At 62.2% G+C, this 16,397-nt stretch carries 13 protein-coding genes; 9 read left to right on the top strand and 4 right to left on the bottom strand.

Going from position 1 to position 16,397, the window contains the following annotated elements; genetic code table 11:
• Nucleotides 1-9: 9 nt before the first annotated feature.
• The 3 genes from BJI47_RS12980 to BJI47_RS12970 all read right to left on the bottom strand — a co-directional run bounded on the left by BJI47_RS12980 (nucleotide 10) and on the right by BJI47_RS12970 (nucleotide 2,166).
• Nucleotides 10-1,047, bottom strand: coding sequence for a DDE-type integrase/transposase/recombinase (locus BJI47_RS12980; protein ID WP_217808503.1), 1,038 nt, complete (start codon nucleotides 1,045-1,047; stop codon nucleotides 10-12).
• Nucleotides 1,020-1,481 (bottom strand): hypothetical protein, encoded by a 462-nt coding sequence (locus tag BJI47_RS12975; protein ID WP_176224659.1) that lies wholly within the window; start codon nucleotides 1,479-1,481, stop codon nucleotides 1,020-1,022. Before BJI47_RS12975 ends, BJI47_RS12980 begins: the two co-directional genes overlap by 28 nt.
• A 118-nt stretch (nucleotides 1,482-1,599) precedes the next feature.
• Nucleotides 1,600-2,166, bottom strand: a complete 567-nt coding sequence (locus BJI47_RS12970; protein WP_088944097.1) for a dihydrofolate reductase family protein — start codon at nucleotides 2,164-2,166, stop codon at nucleotides 1,600-1,602.
• Between the two features lie 77 nt (nucleotides 2,167-2,243).
• Here BJI47_RS12970 and BJI47_RS12965 point away from each other — a divergent pair, with 77 nt between their 5' ends.
• A complete protein-coding gene (locus tag BJI47_RS12965) occupies nucleotides 2,244-2,810 on the top strand; it encodes a TetR/AcrR family transcriptional regulator (protein ID WP_088944096.1) in 567 nt (188 codons plus the stop codon).
• Here the strand turns inward: BJI47_RS12965 and BJI47_RS12960 are convergent.
• Nucleotides 2,803-4,350: an aldehyde dehydrogenase family protein gene (locus tag BJI47_RS12960; protein ID WP_088944114.1), complete on the bottom strand. Its 1,548-nt coding sequence runs from the start codon at nucleotides 4,348-4,350 to the stop codon at nucleotides 2,803-2,805. The two genes, BJI47_RS12965 and BJI47_RS12960, sit on opposite strands and share 8 nt — an antisense overlap.
• Before the next feature lie 117 nt (nucleotides 4,351-4,467).
• Between BJI47_RS12960 and lat the strand changes: the two genes are divergently transcribed.
• From lat to BJI47_RS12920, 8 genes are all read left to right on the top strand, one after another.
• A complete protein-coding gene (gene lat, locus BJI47_RS12955) occupies nucleotides 4,468-5,811 on the top strand; it encodes an L-lysine 6-transaminase (RefSeq protein WP_088944095.1) in 1,344 nt (447 codons plus the stop codon).
• Between the two features lie 190 nt (nucleotides 5,812-6,001).
• Nucleotides 6,002-7,852 (top strand): anthranilate synthase family protein, encoded by a 1,851-nt coding sequence (locus BJI47_RS12950; protein ID WP_217808539.1) that lies wholly within the window; start codon nucleotides 6,002-6,004, stop codon nucleotides 7,850-7,852.
• A gap of 121 nt (nucleotides 7,853-7,973) precedes the next feature.
• On the top strand, nucleotides 7,974-10,055 hold the full coding sequence (locus tag BJI47_RS12945) for a bifunctional diguanylate cyclase/phosphodiesterase (RefSeq protein ID WP_254900574.1): 2,082 nt from the start codon (nucleotides 7,974-7,976) through the stop codon (nucleotides 10,053-10,055).
• 45 nt (nucleotides 10,056-10,100) lie between these two features.
• On the top strand, nucleotides 10,101-10,514 hold the full coding sequence (locus BJI47_RS12940) for a TIGR03668 family PPOX class F420-dependent oxidoreductase (protein ID WP_088944094.1): 414 nt from the start codon (nucleotides 10,101-10,103) through the stop codon (nucleotides 10,512-10,514).
• 119 nt (nucleotides 10,515-10,633) lie between these two features.
• Complete coding sequence (gene lysX / locus BJI47_RS12935; protein ID WP_254900577.1) at nucleotides 10,634-13,945, top strand: bifunctional lysylphosphatidylglycerol synthetase/lysine--tRNA ligase LysX; 3,312 nt, start codon at nucleotides 10,634-10,636, stop codon at nucleotides 13,943-13,945.
• Between the two features lie 12 nt (nucleotides 13,946-13,957).
• Nucleotides 13,958-14,827, top strand: coding sequence for an alpha/beta fold hydrolase (locus BJI47_RS12930; RefSeq protein ID WP_088944092.1), 870 nt, complete (start codon nucleotides 13,958-13,960; stop codon nucleotides 14,825-14,827).
• A gap of 98 nt (nucleotides 14,828-14,925) precedes the next feature.
• Nucleotides 14,926-15,933 (top strand): beta-ketoacyl-ACP synthase III, encoded by a 1,008-nt coding sequence (locus BJI47_RS12925; RefSeq protein WP_088944091.1) that lies wholly within the window; start codon nucleotides 14,926-14,928, stop codon nucleotides 15,931-15,933.
• A gap of 58 nt (nucleotides 15,934-15,991) precedes the next feature.
• Entirely contained in the window at nucleotides 15,992-16,396 is a 405-nt protein-coding gene (locus BJI47_RS12920; protein ID WP_088944090.1) for a pyridoxamine 5'-phosphate oxidase family protein, read from the top strand.
• The last annotated feature ends 1 nt before the right edge of the window (nucleotide 16,397 follow it).

Here is a 16,397-nt window from a genome sequence, read left to right as displayed (position 1 = left end):
CGGAAGTTGTCAACCTGTCCGAGACAGGTTGGTGTTGATCCCGGTGGGTCCGGGAAGGTCAGGGGCACAGGGTGCTGCGCGATAGCGTTCGGGGTGGTTGGCGTAAGCCCGGTCGAGTGCACGCTGGCGTCGTTGCTGAGTGTCAGCAGCGATGCCGGTGTGCACCTGATGTGGTGTGTGCCGTCCGAGTCCACTGTGGCGGTGTTCAGTGGCGTAGCGATGAAGAAACTCTGTTGTCCATGTGCGGGCGTGCTCGATGTCATCGAAGTGCGGTGGGCAGTTGAGGTCGTATTTGATGGTCTTGAACAATGACTCCGAAAACGGATTGTCATCGCTGACCCTCGGTCGTGAATACGTCGGGACGACGTTCTCGGCGACGAGAGATCTCACCAGAGCATCCGAACGCATGACTGCACCATTGTCTGCGTGCACTCCGTTAGGTGCCCCGAATCGTTCGATAGCGCGGGCGAACATCGCTACCGCCAGGGCAGAGTCTTCCGAGTATTCGACACGCCAACCCACCGGATAGCGGGAGAACACATCTATGACCAGATACAACCTGTATCGATCCTGGGTCCGTGGCCCCCGCAGTTCGGTGACATCCCAGGACCACAGTTCACCGACGTCGCCGGCGTGCACGATCGGCTTGCTGCGATGTTGGACGAGACCGCCGAGCTTGCTGCGTCGACGATCACCGACCAACCCCTGTTGGGCGGCTATCCGGTAGAACGTACGCTCGCTGCAGTCAATTTTCTCGGCATCGAATGCACGCCAATATGTTTGAACGACAGACAGATCGGCGTAGTCGTCAGCTTCGAGGACTGACACGATCGCAGTCCGTTCGGATGCGGTCAGTGCTGCTGGTTGGTGTCGATCCTTGTGCGGTGTCGGATCGACGACAGGGCGGTAGTGGGAGTAGTTGCGTGTTATTCGGTAATAGGTGGCGCGTGCGATACCGACCAATTCGCATCCGTCACGGACACCGACGTCAGCTCCCACGAGCGCGCCGACGAGGGCGATCAGGACAGTTTGTTGCGCTCGAGCCACCGTGCGTATTCGTTCGCGCTCAGCAGTGTTACCGGAATCTCGGTCGGGTCCTCGTTCGGTGAGCTCGTGGTGATTCCTTCCAAGAGCTCGTACGCTTTTCCCAGGATCTCTTGCACCGCCTCGCTCTGGGCGAGTTTGTGTTTGAGTTCGCGGTTCTCTTTACGGAGTCTGTTGAATTCGGCGCGGTCGAAGTTCTCCATGCGGCGTAGTGACCTCTTTTCTGCGGCCGGAGCCATCTGTGCTTCGTATTCTCCCTCGTCTCGGCTCCGAAGCCAGTTCCGCACGGTCGCTCTGGTGAGGTTGTGCTCACGCATCAGTCGAACCTTCGATCCGTGGTCGGTACACAGATCCCACTCTTCGACGAACGCGATCCGAAACGCAACCGGAAACGTGCGCCCGCCCGTGCGGGTGCGTCCGATCTCGATGTCGATCACAAGCAACTCGATTCCCCGCCTACTTTGCCAGGATGTGTCTCACGATCATCCTGGCAAAGAACGCAAACGCGGGTGCACGGTTACCAAAAAGGGTGCGCGGTCCAAAGAACGATCCCGATCACCGGGCGTACTCGTTGATCACTACCCCAGATCTGTAGGGCGTACTGGCGATCAACTCTGCTCGCATGGGCGCATACTCGCGCTCGGCGAAGATCCGTTTTCCCGAACCCAACAGGATCGGGTTTACCTTGATGATCAGCCGGTCGATCTCGTCGACCAGTTCCGATGCGAGGATGCCGCCGCCTGCAAGCCAAATTCCACTGCCGTTCTCCTGCTTGAGTTTCCGAGCATGTTCGACGGGGCTTTCATTTGGAATCGTCACTGCAGGTTCGACGTCGGTGTGGTTCCGGGAGAACACGTATTGCTTCAGATGACCGTATGGGCCACCCGGCGGGTGCGGTCCCCCGGCGACGTACGTGTTCCACCCCATCAGGACCGTGTCGAAGCGCGTCAGATCCGGCGTCATTCCCAATGCCTCGAGTGCGAGTGTAGGAAGAGTGTCCGTGTAGTCCCGCACAATCATGTCGATGTGATCACCCTGCATCGGGAAGGCGTCGAACGTGTCGTCCGGGGCGCCTATGTATCCGTCGAGGCTGACCGCGACGTAGTAGACCAGTTCACGCATAGGACGCTCCAATCACGACAGCTGTAGTAGTCGCTGTAAGACTACGACAGCCGTCGTGGTTGCGCTAGGCTTTTTCCATGGCTCGCAATCCGCAGAGACGCTCCGAGCTCGCCGACGCCGGTCTCCGCATCCTCGCGCGCGAAGGTGCACGCGGACTCACGCATCGGGCGATCGACGTCGAGGCCTCGGTACCCAAGGGAACGACGTCGAACTACTTCAAGTCCCGCCACGACGTCTTCGCAGGCCTGATCGATCGGATCGGCGAAAGACTCGCACCAGATCCTGTCGTCCACGGTCCACTGGCGGAACAAGTCCCGAGCCTTGCACTGTTCGCCGACTACATTCGCGACATCGTCGCACGGCTACTCGGCAATCCAGATGTGACGCTGGCCCTGTTCGAGTTACGGCTCGAGGCATCGCGACGTCCCGAGATCGGCGAGATACTCGGAGACTGGCAGCGATCGAACTTCGCCACAGACGTCGAATTCAACCTTGCCGCAGGACTACCCGGCGGCGCCAAAGAGGTTGCGCTGTTCCACTACGCGATCGACGGTCTGCTGCTCGACCGGCTCACCTATCCGATCGACCCCGGGACGTCGACGGACGAGATCGTCGACGCCTTGGTCGACGGCCTGCTCAGGTGAATTTCACTCCCTGAGCCAAGGGCAGATCATTGGAGTAGTTCACGGTGTTGGTTGCCCGGCGCATGTACGCCTTCCAGGCATCCGATCCGGATTCGCGGCCGCCACCGGTTTCCTTCTCGCCTCCGAATGCTCCGCCGATTTCGGCACCGGACGGTCCGATGTTGACGTTGGCGATCCCGCAGTCCGAGCCTGCTGCGGACAGGAACATCTCCGCCTCGCGCAGATCGGTGGTGAAGATCGACGACGAAAGCCCTTGTGGCACATCGTTGTGCAGGGCTATAGCTTCGTCTAGCGTGTCGTAGGTGAGCACGTAGAGGATCGGCGCGAACGTCTCGTGCTTGACGATGTCGGTTTGCGTGGGCATCGTGATGACGGTCGGCTCGACGTAGTAGGCGTACTCACCGAATATCTCGACGCGGTTGCCGCCGGCACGCACGACGCCGCCGTCGGCCAATGCAGCGTCGAGCGCCTTCTGAAAACCGGCGAAGGCGGGTGCGTCGATCAGCGGTCCGACCAGAGTGTCTGGGTCCAGGGGCGATCCGATCGACAAGGTGGCGTACGCGCGCGCGATCCGTTCCACGAGTTCCTCGGCTATGGACGAGTGCACGATAACGCGTCGCAACGACGTACACCGTTGTCCTGCAGTGCCTGCCGCGGAGAACACGATGCCGCGGGTGGTCAGGTCGAGATCTGCGGACGGTGTCACAATCGCCGCGTTGTTGCCGCCGAGCTCGAGCAGTGCCCGCCCGAACCGCTCGGCCACTCGAGGTGCGACGGCGCGTCCCATCCGCGTCGAGCCCGTCGCCGACACGAGCGCCACTCGCGGGTCGTCGACGAGGGCTTCGCCGGCGACCCGATCGCCGACGATGAGCTGTGCAACTTTCGGGTCCACGCCTGCTTTTTCGGCGGCGCGCTCGAACAGTGCCTGCACTCCGAGTGCGGTCAGCGGAGTCTTCTCCGAGGGCTTCCACACCACTGTGTCACCGGAAACCAACGCCAGCACGGCATTCCACGACCACACTGCCACCGGGAAGTTGAACGCGGTGATGACGGCGACGACGCCGAGGGGGTGCCACTGTTCCATCATTCGGTGGCCGGGTCGTTCGGTAGCAATCGTTTTTCCGTAGAGCTGACGCGACAATCCGACGCCGAAGTCGCAGATGTCGATCATTTCCTGCACCTCGCCGAGGCCCTCGGAGACGATCTTGCCCGCCTCGATCGACACGAGCGCACCGAGATCGTCTTTGTATTCACGTAGGAGTTGACCGAGTTCACGGATGAGGCCGCCGCGGACGGGCGCCGGCACACTCGACCACTGGGCATAGGCCGTCCTGGCGTCGGCGATGACCGCGTCGACGTCGGAGACCGTGGCCGAACCGAGGGACGCCAGATTGCCACCGGTGATCGGTGAGCGCGCCACGATCGGCATGGTCGAGGTGGTCGCTGCGGTCGAGGCATCGAGATCGACGCGAACGCCGAGTCGCCCAAGAATCGCGCGGGTCTCGACACTCAACGCATCGTGGGTGACGGGTGAGGGCATGGTGCGCACCTTTCGAAGCCGGAGAGTGTCATTTCAATCTAGCCGAATGCCCGCAGACAGGAAAATATACTGTTCTACGGGCTTGCTAACGGAATATTAACGCGTATGTTGAGCACTATGACGCAGGTATTGCAGCGCGCGGCAGCGGCCACATCGACTGTCGACGCCCACGACGTCCATGCCATCATCGGTCGCCACATGCTCGCCGACGGATTCGAGATGGTTCTCGATCTCGACAAGAGCCAGGGATCGACGCTCGTCGATGCCAGGGACGGCACGTCGTACCTGGATCTGTTCACGTTCTTCGCCTCTTCGGCGCTCGGGATGAACCATCCCGGTCTGGTGTCGGACGCGGCGTTCCGCGCCGACTTGCTGCAGGCGGCGATGAACAAGCCGAGCAACTCCGATGTCTACACCGTGGCCATGGCGCGGTTCGTCGATACCTTCGCCCGAGTGCTGGGAGACCCGCGTCTGCCGCACCTGTTCTTCGTCGAAGGTGGTGCGCTCGCCGTCGAGAACGCACTCAAGGTCGCGTTCGACTGGAAGAGTCGGTGGAACGGTAAGCACGGCATCGACCCAGCACTGGGTACGCAGGTACTGCATTTCGAGCATGCGTTCCATGGCCGCACGGGATACACGATGTCGCTGACCAACACCGACCCCAACAAGGTCGCGCGGTTTCCGAAATTCGATTGGCCCCGCATCCCGTCGCCGTACATCCGCAGTGGGGTGGACATGGACGCGCTGGAAGCGAACGCACTTGCCGCGGCCCGGATCGCCTTCGAGGCGAATCCCCACGACATCGCCTGCGCGATAATCGAACCCATTCAGGGTGAAGGCGGTGACAACCATTTTCGCCCGCAGTTCCTGGTGCAGCTTCGGGATCTGTGCCACGAGTACGACGCGTTGTTCGTTGTCGACGAGGTACAGACGGGCGCCGGAATGACCGGCACCGCATGGGCTTTCCAGCAGCTCGACGCCGTCCCCGACGTGCTCGCGTTCGGCAAGAAGGTTCAGGTCTGCGGCGTCATGGCGGGTGGACGCGTCGACGATCTCGACGATCACGTCTTCGCGGTCTCCTCACGCATCAACTCCACGTGGGGTGGCAACCTCACCGACATGGTGCGTTCTCGGCGGATACTCGAGATCGTCGAATCCGAAGGGCTCATCGAGCGCGCTGCCACACTGGGGCGACACCTGAGGTGTCGCCTCGATGACATGGCGACGCGGCACGAGATGGTCACCGAGGTCCGCGGGCGCGGGTTGATGTGCGCTTTCACGATGCCCGACGCCGGGAGTCGCGACCGCTTGATCGAGGACCTCCGCACCGAGGAGCACGTCCTCGCGCTCGGTTGCGGTGGTCGTTCGATCCGCTTCCGGCCTGCGTTGACGATCAGCGAAGCAGACTTGGACCGTGCCGTCGACGCGATCGAGCGAGTACTGATGCGGATGGCGAGCTAGCCCGGGCGCAAGTGTGTACAGTCACTCGACATGTACGCACCTCTTCTCGTTGCAGGATCATGGTGGTGGCGCTCTTAGGCACCCACACCTTTGCGTACTTCCAACCGTGGCCGCCTTTCGAGGTGGCCATTTTTTTGTTGTCTGGGCCCCTCGGCGGGCAGCCTTCTGCTAATCCGAAAGGCTGATCGACGTGCACGAAGCTCCGACCTCGAAAGTTTTGAAGAAGGCTCTCACCGGTTCCGCGCCGTTCGCAATTCTGAGCCGCGAACACGGTGTCGACGTTCTGATCGGCGATGTCACCGATGCGCCGTCCCTCTCCGACATTCCATTGAATCCGCATGCCGACGGCCCCGATGTGTTGGCACTGGTCCCATTTCGGCAGGTCACCGAACGCGGTTTCGTATGCCACGACGACGAATCCCCGCTGCAGTACCTGCAGGTCCACGAGCGTGCCCTGCTGAGTATCGACGAGGTGCTGGGCGCACTTCCGAACTCCGAACTGAACCTTCTCCACGGCCGGTTCGAGCCCGAAGACGACGCATACGCTGCGGTCGTGGAGCGGGTGCTCACCGACGAGATCGGCCGGGGTGCGGGCGCGAACTTCGTCATTCGCCGCGACTTTCGGGCCCAGTTGGACGACCCGATCGCCAGTGGACTCGAAATCTTCCGAAGACTGTTGGTCGGTGAATCGGGTTCTTACTGGACGTTTTTCGTTCACACACCGCAGATCACACTCGTAGGTGCGACCCCGGAACGGCACGTCGGATTCGATGGCACTACGGCGACGATGAATCCGATCAGCGGTACCTACCGGCACCCTGTCGAAGGCCCCTCGGGTGCAGGTGTTCTCGACTTTCTCGGTGATGCGAAAGAGAACGACGAGCTGTTCATGGTCGTCGACGAGGAACTGAAGATGATGAGCCGCATCTGCGGAAACGGTGGCCGCGTCATCGGTCCGCGCCTCAAACAGATGGGCCACCTGACGCACACCGAGTACATCCTGTTGGGCGAGAGTGAGCTGGATCCACGCGAGATCCTGCGGGAGACGATGTTCGCACCTACCGTCACCGGTTCACCGATCGAAAATGCCGCACGCGTCATCGAGCGATACGAAGCCAACGGGCGCGGTTATTATTCCGGCGTTCTGGCACTGTTCGAGCGCGTCGACGGGGTGAGCACGCTGGATGCGCCGATCCTCATCCGCACGTGCGAGATCTCGCCTGCCGGTGAGCTGAAAATCTCGGCAGGCGCCACCCTCGTGCGCAACTCGGTACCCGAACACGAAGTGGCCGAGACCCGTTCGAAGCTCGGCGGCGTACTCGCCGCCCTCGGTATCGAACCGGCACGTCCACGCGGAACGGACGCGGTCCGTCTCGACACCTATCCGGGCGTCGCCGACGCGTTGGCGTTGCGCAACGAGAAGCTGGCGTCGTTCTGGCTCGACCAGCAACCACTGGTCGTACTGCCCGAATTGCTGGGTCGGACAGCGGTCGTCGTCGATTTCGAGGATCAGTGGACGGCGATGATCGCCCATCAGCTCCGCCACCTCGGCATGGACGTATCGGTTGTTCGATGGGAGGAGTACTCCGGCACCGACGCCGACCTGCTGGTGTGTGGACCCGGGCCCGGAGATCCGAACCTTGCTCCCGACAACCGAATTCGTGCAGTGGAGCGGGCCGTCCGCGCTCGACTCGACAACGGGGCGCCATTACTCGCGATCTGCCTGAGTCACCAGGTTCTCGCACGGATTCTCGGTCTGGACGTCGTCGCGCTTTCTCATCCGCAGCAGGGAGTTCAGCGGGAGGTCGAGCTGTTCGGAGAGCGTCGGACACTCGGTTTCTACAACGCATTCGCCGCGCTGCCGGGCGAGATTTCAGGGGTGGAATGCTCGATAGACTCCCATGGCGTCACTGCGCTGCGCGGCGCCGGATTCGCCTCGGTTCAGTTCCATCCGGAGTCCGTACTGTCGACCGACGGGATCGATGTTCTCCAATGCATGGTTCAGCGGTTGTTGGAGCCGGCCAATGTCGGTTCGGTCTGAGCGACTTTCGGACAAAAGTCGTTCAAACAACTATCAAAACAAGGCAATCACCCTGTTTCTAGCGCGAAAGCAAACTTTCGGGCTATTCTTGCCTTTGGTCGACCAGTCACAGGGGGGGAGTATGAGCCGAGATCCTTCCATGCCCCGACCACGAATCGACGATCCACATTCAGCGCCACGTGATGAGCTGGAGTCGATCCCCGAAGCTCTCCTGCTGGTCAACACTTCTCTTGTCATCACCTATGCCAACCCTGCCGCTGCGCATCTGCTGCACACGACACGCGATCGCCTTCTCGGACGCGAACTCGAGGCGTGGTTCAACGAAGCCGCTCGGGCAGAGTTTCTAGCCAAGTGCAGCCTCCCCGGCTGGTCCGGCGTAGTCGAAGATTTTTCGTACGCACTGCAGAAGTGGCTGTCGTACAAGGTCAACCCGGGCTCGGGTGGCTACGCAATCTGGGCTCTGGACGTCACGACCGAACGGCTCGGCAGCGGTCGAAGCGAATGGACCGACGAGCTTGCCCAAACCATGCTCGACGCAGTCCCCGCTGGAACCGTTGTACTCGACACAAACGGCACCATCGTGCTGGTCAACCAACTGTGGGGTCAGTTCTGGGGTAGTCGGCCTGGTGGTTCGCACTGCGTTCCGGGTGGAGACTACTTCGATTTGTGGCGCGCTGCGGCCGAGTCCGGAAACCAGGACGCAGCGATCGTTCTGACCGGACTCCAGGGACTCGTGGGCGGTGACTCGGCGATGCATACCTTCGACTTCCGCTGGTCCACGCACGAAAACGACTATTGGTACCGCATGCGAGCCGCGCTGCTCACCGACGGTAGCGGCCTCTACATCACCCACACCGACATCACCGCGCTTGCGGCGGAGCTGGGTGGGGCTTCGCGGCAGGACCCGCTGACAGGCCTGGCCAGCCGGGACGAGATCGAAACACTGTTGCGTGGCGAATTGCAGCGGCGCACCACCGACAACGAAGTCAGCGTCCTACTCGTCGACATCGATGGATTCAAGGAGTTCAACGACGCCCTCGGTCCCACACAGGGTGACCAACTGCTCCGCCTCGTCGCCCACCGAATCGATGCGTCGACGCGGCCCAGTGACACCCTCGGCCGATTGACCGGCGACGAGTTCGTGGTCATCGCCCGCGGATGTCAGTCCATCGCGGCACGCGCACTTGCCGCCGGGTTCGTCAGCGTCCTCGAGCCGTCGTTCGAGCTCGGCAATCGCAAGCTGACCATCACTGCCAGCGTGGGCGTAGCCACCTCCGACGCGGAGAACACCGACCCGGTTCAACTCATTCACGACGCAACCACCGCGATGCACGCGGCCAAATCGCTGGGGCGCAGCAGCCACCAGGTGTTCTCGACCGACCTGCGCGACAGTAACCGCACTCGGCTGGAAATGCTCGAACGCTTACGCGGGGTGGCCATGGCCGAACACGAACTGGAGATGCTCTACCAGCCCATCGTCGAAATTTCCTCCGGCATCGTCATCGGCGCCGAGGCACTCATTCGGTGGAATCACCCTGAACTGGGTCTGCTGATGCCCGACACCTTCATCCCGCTCGCCGAAGACGCCGGCCTCATCATCCCGCTGAGCAACTGGATTCTCAACGAGGTCGGCCGGACCATCGCCTCCTGGCAGCATCGCGGCATCGCGGCGCAGATCGGCATCAACGTCAGCCCGCTGCATTTCGCCGCAGGAACACTGGCCACCGACGTCATCGACGTCATCGACGCACTCGGCATCGAGCCCGGACGCGTCGTGATCGAACTGGCGGAATCGAAGTCGCTGCACAACGTCGACGCCGTGCAGTACCAACTACTCGACGTGCGCCGACATGGGGTTCTCGTCGCGATCGACGACTTCGGCTCCGGTTTCTCCTCGCTCGAACGCCTCGCGATCCTGCCCGTCGACATCCTCAAGATCGACAGATCACTCACCCAGCACTTCGACAGCAAGAACCTTCAGCGCAGGCGCGCCATCTCCGCGCTGTGCAAAGCTGTCGTAGACGTCTCGCACGACCTGGGCAAGGACACTGTTATCGAAGGTATCGAAACGCCCGAGCAAATGGCTTCCTGCGCTGACATGGGAGTCACCTTCGGGCAAGGCCACCTTCTCGGTCGTCCGATGACAGCCGTCCAGCTCGAGAACGTCCTATGTCAGGACGGCGCGCACAGCGCCTCTGCATGACCGCGCGCGAGCTTTCACGCACCCCGGATCGACAAGGAAACAACTGTGAAGATCGCCGACGACACCATTCGCTTTTCCGCCGCCCAACGAGCAATTCTGTCCACGATCAATCCCGACGGCACACCACATCTCGTGCCTGTCGTCTTCGCCGTCGTCGACGATCGCATCGTCACTGCCATCGACTGGAAGCCCAAATCCACCCGTAAACTCCAGCGCCTGGACAACATCCGCGCCGACCCGGCTGTGGGCCTCATCGTCGACAACTACGAAGACGAGTGGGACAACCTGTGGTGGGTTCGCGCCAGCGGATCGGCCCGTGTCGTCGACGCCCATTCCGACGAGGGCAAAGCAGCAATCGATGCCCTCGTGGACAAGTACGACCAATACGCTTCCGCTCGGCCGGAAGGTCCCGCAATCATCGTCGAGAAGTTGATCTGGCGGTCCTGGAAAGCCTCCTAACCAAGGCGCGCGGTCTCTCGACTGCCGAATGATCCCCCCTGAACCTGTCGTCGGCGTTACCGTTGGCCCTGAGTAGTCGACAGCGCTGACGGCAGGAGTGGGCCTTGACGAGCACATCGGTGTCACCGAAGAAGTCCGCTCGCGGGGAGGAGAAGCCCGCGCGGTCCTTCGCGCCACCCGAACACGGTCGGCTGGCGCAGGTTCCACACATTGCCGGGCTGATTCTCGGCACTTTCGCAGTGCTGGTGTTTCTGTGGAGTATCTCCCCGTCGCTGCGAGAAGCCATACGAGTGCCGCGAGAGTACGTGAACAACTTCTACATCGATGCCCCGGACACCTCACTGGCGTGGGCGCTGGTAGTCGGTCTCACCGCGGCAGCATTGGCAAGCCGTAAGCGCATCGCCTGGTGGTTCCTGACGCTTTATCTCGTGCTCTTCGCACTTACCGATCTCGCCGAGGGCATCCAGGAGAAGAACGCCAACGCCTGGGTCGCCCTGTGCGTCCACGTCGTCGTCATCGGCATTCTGGTGGCGGCACGCAAGGAGTTCTACACCCGCGTACGGCGCGGCGCCGTATGGAAAGCTCTCGGAGTTCTGGTTCTGGGCGCGATAGTCGGCACCCTGCTCGGCTGGGCTCTGGTCGCACTGTTCCCCGGCACGCTCCCGGAGAACGAGACGTTCCTGTGGGCCTTCAACCGCGTCACGGCATTGGCGACGGTCGACAACGAGCAATTCAGTGGTCACCCACACGGTTTCGTCAATACTCTGCTCGGTCTGTTCGGCGCACTCGCCTTGCTCGCGGCCGTGGTCACCCTGTTCCGGTCGCAGCGTTCGACCAATGCGCTGACGGGTAGCGACGAGTCGGCACTGCGCGGCCTCCTCGACAAATGGGGAGCGGACGACTCCCTCGGTTACTTCGCCACCCGGCGTGACAAGGGTGTCGCGTTCGCCCCGAGCGGTAAGGCTGCGGTCACGTATCGCGTCGAGGTCGGAGTGTGCTTGGCCAGCGGTGATCCCATCGGCAATCCCGAGGCGTGGCCGCACGCCATCGACGCGTGGCTCGAGTTGGCCGAAAAGTACGGTTGGTCGCCTGCAGTGATGGGGGCCAGCGAAATCGGCGCGACGGCCTACAAGCGAGCCGGTCTGAACGTCCTCGAACTCGGCGACGAAGCCATCCTGTACACCAAGAAGTTCAACCTCAACGGCCGCGATATGCGGCCGGTCCGCCAAGCCGTCACACGTGCACGCAAGGCGGGTGTAACGGTGGAAATACGTCGTCACCGCAACATTCCTGCACCCGAGATGGCCGAGATCATCGACTGCGCCGACGCGTGGCGTGACACCGAGACCGAGCGCGGATTCTCGATGGCGCTCGGACGCCTCGGTGATCCGCTCGACGGCGATTGCATGCTGGTTCAAGCCACGCAGGGTGAGAAGACCGTCGGAATTCTGTCGTTGGCGCCATGGGGTCGGACCGGTGTGTCGTTGGATCTGATGCGACGCGATCCCCAATCCCCCAACGGAGTGATCGAACTTTTGGTCACCGAACTGGCAACCGGTGCAGATCAATTCGGTGTCAGTAAGATTTCGTTGAACTTTGCGGTGTTCCGATCCGTGTTCGAGGAGGGCAGTCGAATCGGAGCTGGGCCGGTACTGCGGATCTGGCGTTCGATGCTCGTGTTCTTCTCGCGGTGGTGGCAACTCGAGGCGCTGTACCGCTCGAATTTGAAGTATCAACCCGACTGGGAACCGCGCTATCTGTGCTTCGCCGACAGTCGCGTACTACCGAAGGTCGGCATCGCATCTGCGATCGCCGAGGGCTTCCTGACGCTGCCGAGTTTCCGGCGCGCACGCAAACACACCGGTAGCCACGTGGCTGTGCCGGCAGCTCTCGCCGACAGTACCGACATCCACAGTGACGGTAGCGGACCGCAAAATTTAGAGGAGGAAGACGAGCAGCCGCAGGGACCGCGGCGCCCCGACCAGGTTCGCGTCCGGATCTCCAAGCTCGAGCGCCTCGAGGGCGAGGGCACTGCGGGCTACCCCGTCGCACATCCGCCGACGCATTCCGTCGCCGAGGCATTGGCGGCCCCCCAAGGAACGACGGTTCGGATTGCCGGTCGCCTACTGCGGATTCGGGACTACGGCGGGGTCGCCTTTGCGATCGTGCGGGACTGGACCGAAGACATTCAGGTGTTGTTCGACCGCGCGCGCGTCGGGGACAAGCTGGACGAATTCGATGCCGACTTCGACCTGGGTGATCTGATCGAGGTCAGCGGAGTAATCGGAAGAAGCAACAAGGGTGAGTTCTCACTGCTCGCCGGCGACTGGCGGATGAATGCCAAATGCCTGCATCCGCTGCCGGACAAGTGGAAGGGCCTCAAAGACCCTGAGTCTCGGGTGCGTCAACGCTACATCGATCTTGCGATCAACCGCAGCACAAGGAATTTGATGATCGCTCGCAGCAACGTCGTCAAATCGATGCGGGACTCACTGTCGAACCGCGGATACATGGAGGTCGAGACGCCGATCCTGCAGCAGGTTCACGGCGGAGCGAACGCGGCCCCGTTCATCACCCACATCAACGCCTACAACCTCGATCTGTATTTGCGGATCGCACCCGAGTTGTACTTGAAACGGCTGTGCGTCGGCGGCATGGACAAGGTATTCGAGATCGGTCGAGTGTTCCGCAACGAAGGCGCCGACTTCAAGCACAACCCGGAGTTCACCATTCTCGAGGCGTACGAAGCGCACAGTGACTACGAGCAAGCGATGGTGTTGTGCCGACAGCTCATTCAGCAGGCCGCTATCGCCGCACACGGTCGTGAAATAGTCCTCCGACCGGACGGCCCGAACGGCGAGATGATCGAAATCGATATCTCCGGTGAATGGCCCGTCAAAACACTGCACGGGGCCGTCGCAGAGAAGCTCGGCGTCCCGGTCGCCCCCGACACCTCACTCGCCGAACTTCGCAGACTCTGCGAGGAGAACGACGTTCCATACGAAAAGAGTTGGGATGCAGGCGCCGTCGCACAGGGGATGTACGAGCATCTCGTCGAGGACGACACCAAGTTCCCCACCTTCTACAAAGACTTCCCGACTTCGATGTCGCCGTTGACCCGTCCGCATCGATCGATTCCGGGTGTCGCCGAGAAGTGGGATCTCGTCGCGTGGGGTGTGGAACTGGGTACCGCGTACAGCGAGCTCACCGACCCCGTCGATCAACGTCGCCGATTGACCGAACAATCTCTTCTCGCGGCGGGCGGTGACGAGGAAGCGATGTCGCTCGACGAGGATTTCCTGCAGGCACTCGAGTACGGCATGCCGCCAACAGGTGGCCTCGGCATGGGCGTCGATCGCGTCGTCATGTTGATCACCGGTGGCAGCATCCGCGAGACCTTGGCCTTCCCCCTCGCGAAGCCGCGACAGTAACGAAAAATCGGAATGTTTCACATGAAACAATCACCTCCCGGCAGGTTCGTCGTAGTCGACGGACTGCGCACCCACGTCATGGTGACCGGTGGTGGTCCGCCGATCGTCTTGTGCGGCGGACTCGGAGGCAATTGGTTCGACTGGAACGACACGGCCGCGATTCTGTCGGCATTTCACACGGTCGTCGTGTTCGACCGACCCGGGTTCGGGTTCAGCGAATCGTTTCCGCGCGGCCACACGCCCACCGTCGAGGCCGAGGCAGCTCGCATTCTCGGTGTTCTCGACGCCCTCGAGCTGCCAGCCCCAGCTGTAATCGTCGGACACTCGATCGCGGGGTTCTACGCGGAGGCGTTCGCTCGGCTGTACCCGTCGCGTACGGCGGGAATCCTGCTGCTCGACTCGAGCGCGGAGCGCGATCCGTGGCATCTGATTCCGAGGGGCTGTCGTATTTCGGCGGCATATGCCCTCTCGAGGACACTGACAACACTCGGACTGCAGCGAGTACTCGGAACGACCGTGCGACGCATTCTCAATCAGTCCATCCCTCCCGACGGCATTCCGATCGAAACCTACGACTGGATTGCACAGATCTATCGGACACCGTCGTACCTCGAAGCGGTGCTGGTGGAGGACTTCGTCTACCCGGATATGGCACTCGAACTCAACCGGATCAGGCGCAGCCATCCGATGCCGGATGTGCCGGTCACCGTCGCCGCCGCCCATACCGGTCGGCCGACACCATGGGGACGACGCTGGATCGCCAAGCAACGGCGATTGGCCCACTATCTCGGCGCCGAATTCACGGGCGTCACGCACGCCCATCATCACGCGATGATCGACCGCCCTGCCGAGGTGGCAGGCCTGATCGCCGAACTGGTGTGACGTACCGAACTCCACGCACGTAACGTGTCTTCCCGAGCCCGTAGCCCAAGACCCGATCCACAGTTCGGCGATGGCGCGGTAGCACGAGAGGAACACAGATGGGTGCATCGATCAGCACAACTTCCGGCCGACAGTCCAAGCTTCTAGGCTTGGGTGTCCACCGCCCCGAGCGGGTGGTGACCAACGACGAAATTTGCGAAACCATCGACTCGAGCGACGAGTGGATTCAGACGCGGACGGGCATCAAGAATCGCCGCTTCACCAAGCCCGAGGAAAACGTCGTATTCATGGCCATCGAGGCCGGCAAGAAGGCTCTCGCGGCAAGCGGCGTCTCGGCCGAGGACATCGATACCGTCATCGTCGCGACGTCGACACACCTCGAGCAGACCCCGCAGGCTGCCGCCAAGGTTGCGCACGCACTCGGCACCAAGGGTCCTGCCGCGTTCGACATCGGCGCCGGCTGCGCAGGATTCTGCTACGCCCTTGCCGTCGCTTCCGATCTGGTCAAGGCGGGAACCTCCAAGTATGTCCTCGTCATCGGCGCAGAGCAGCTGAGCGAGACCACCGACCCGTACGACCGCACGACGCGATTCATCTTCGCCGACGGCGCGGGCGCGGTAGTGGTCGGCCAGAGCGACGAGACCGAGATCGGGCCTGCCGTCTGGGGCTCCGACGGTTCACAGGCGGATGCGATCTACCAGACGATCGACTGGTACGACTACATCACCACAGAGGGTGCCGAGCGTCCCTGGATCAGAATGAACGGCATCTCGGTGTTCCGCTGGGCCGCGTTCGAAATGGGCAAGGCGGCACAGAAGGTGATCGACGCCGCGGGCATCAAGACCGAGGAACTGCACGCGTTCATCCCGCATCAGGCCAACAGCCGCATCACCGAACTGCTCGCCAAGAGCCTGCACCTCGGCGACGACACTGTCGTCGCCAACGATATCGAGGAGACCGGCAACACCTCGGCCGCGTCGATTCCGTTGGCCATGGAGGAACTGCTCCGCACCGGCAAGGCCAAGGCGGGCGACACCGCGCTGCTCCTCGCTTTCGGAGCCGGCTTGTCCTACGCCGGGCAGATCGTCAAACTCCCCACCCTGTAGTTCTCTCTTCCGGCCGAGACCGACCTCGTTCGTTCTCGGCCGGAAGTAGAGTTGCGTCATGCCGAAACCACCGTTGCCGCCAGAGGCCATCGAGCTGCTGAAGAAGCCGAACCCCGCAGTCATGGCGGTGGTACGAGCAGATGCAACTCCCATCACCGCCCCCACCTGGTACCTGTGGGAGGATGGCCGGATCGTCTTGAACTTCGAGGCCGGGCGTAAGCGCCTCGAGCACATCCGCGGCAACCCCAGGGTGTCCATCTCGGTGCTCGACGAGGCCAGCTGGTACACCCACATCACCATTCACGGCACAATCGCGCTGCAGGACGATCCGGATCTGGTCGACATCGACCGCATCTCGACCCACTACACCGGCGACAAGTACCCGGTGCGCGACCAGCCGCGGATCACCGGTCACCTCTCGGTCGACGCATATGTCGGCTGGGGCAGCATGAAGACCAGCTAGT

The organism is Rhodococcus sp. 1168 (assembly GCF_002091955.1).
Classification (GTDB): Bacteria; Actinomycetota; Actinomycetes; order Mycobacteriales; family Mycobacteriaceae; genus Rhodococcoides.
The sequence above is the reverse complement of the archived record's forward strand: the minus strand, read 5'-3'. Positions and strand labels throughout refer to the sequence as shown.

What these genes read in the sequence shown, in the direction of transcription:
- BJI47_RS12960 (WP_088944114.1), bottom strand. Translation starts at nt 4,350, where the DNA reads ATGCCCTCACCCGTCACCCACGATGCGTTGAGTGTCGAGACCCGCGCG.
- lat (WP_088944095.1), top strand. Translation starts at nt 4,468, where the DNA reads ATGACGCAGGTATTGCAGCGCGCGGCAGCGGCCACATCGACTGTCGAC.
- BJI47_RS12920 (WP_088944090.1), top strand. Translation starts at nt 15,992, where the DNA reads ATGCCGAAACCACCGTTGCCGCCAGAGGCCATCGAGCTGCTGAAGAAG.
- BJI47_RS12965 (WP_088944096.1), top strand. Translation starts at nt 2,244, where the DNA reads ATGGCTCGCAATCCGCAGAGACGCTCCGAGCTCGCCGACGCCGGTCTC.
- BJI47_RS12945 (WP_254900574.1), top strand. Translation starts at nt 7,974, where the DNA reads ATGAGCCGAGATCCTTCCATGCCCCGACCACGAATCGACGATCCACAT.
- BJI47_RS12925 (WP_088944091.1), top strand. Translation starts at nt 14,926, where the DNA reads ATGGGTGCATCGATCAGCACAACTTCCGGCCGACAGTCCAAGCTTCTA.
- BJI47_RS12970 (WP_088944097.1), bottom strand. Translation starts at nt 2,166, where the DNA reads ATGCGTGAACTGGTCTACTACGTCGCGGTCAGCCTCGACGGATACATA.
- BJI47_RS12930 (WP_088944092.1), top strand. Translation starts at nt 13,958, where the DNA reads ATGTTTCACATGAAACAATCACCTCCCGGCAGGTTCGTCGTAGTCGAC.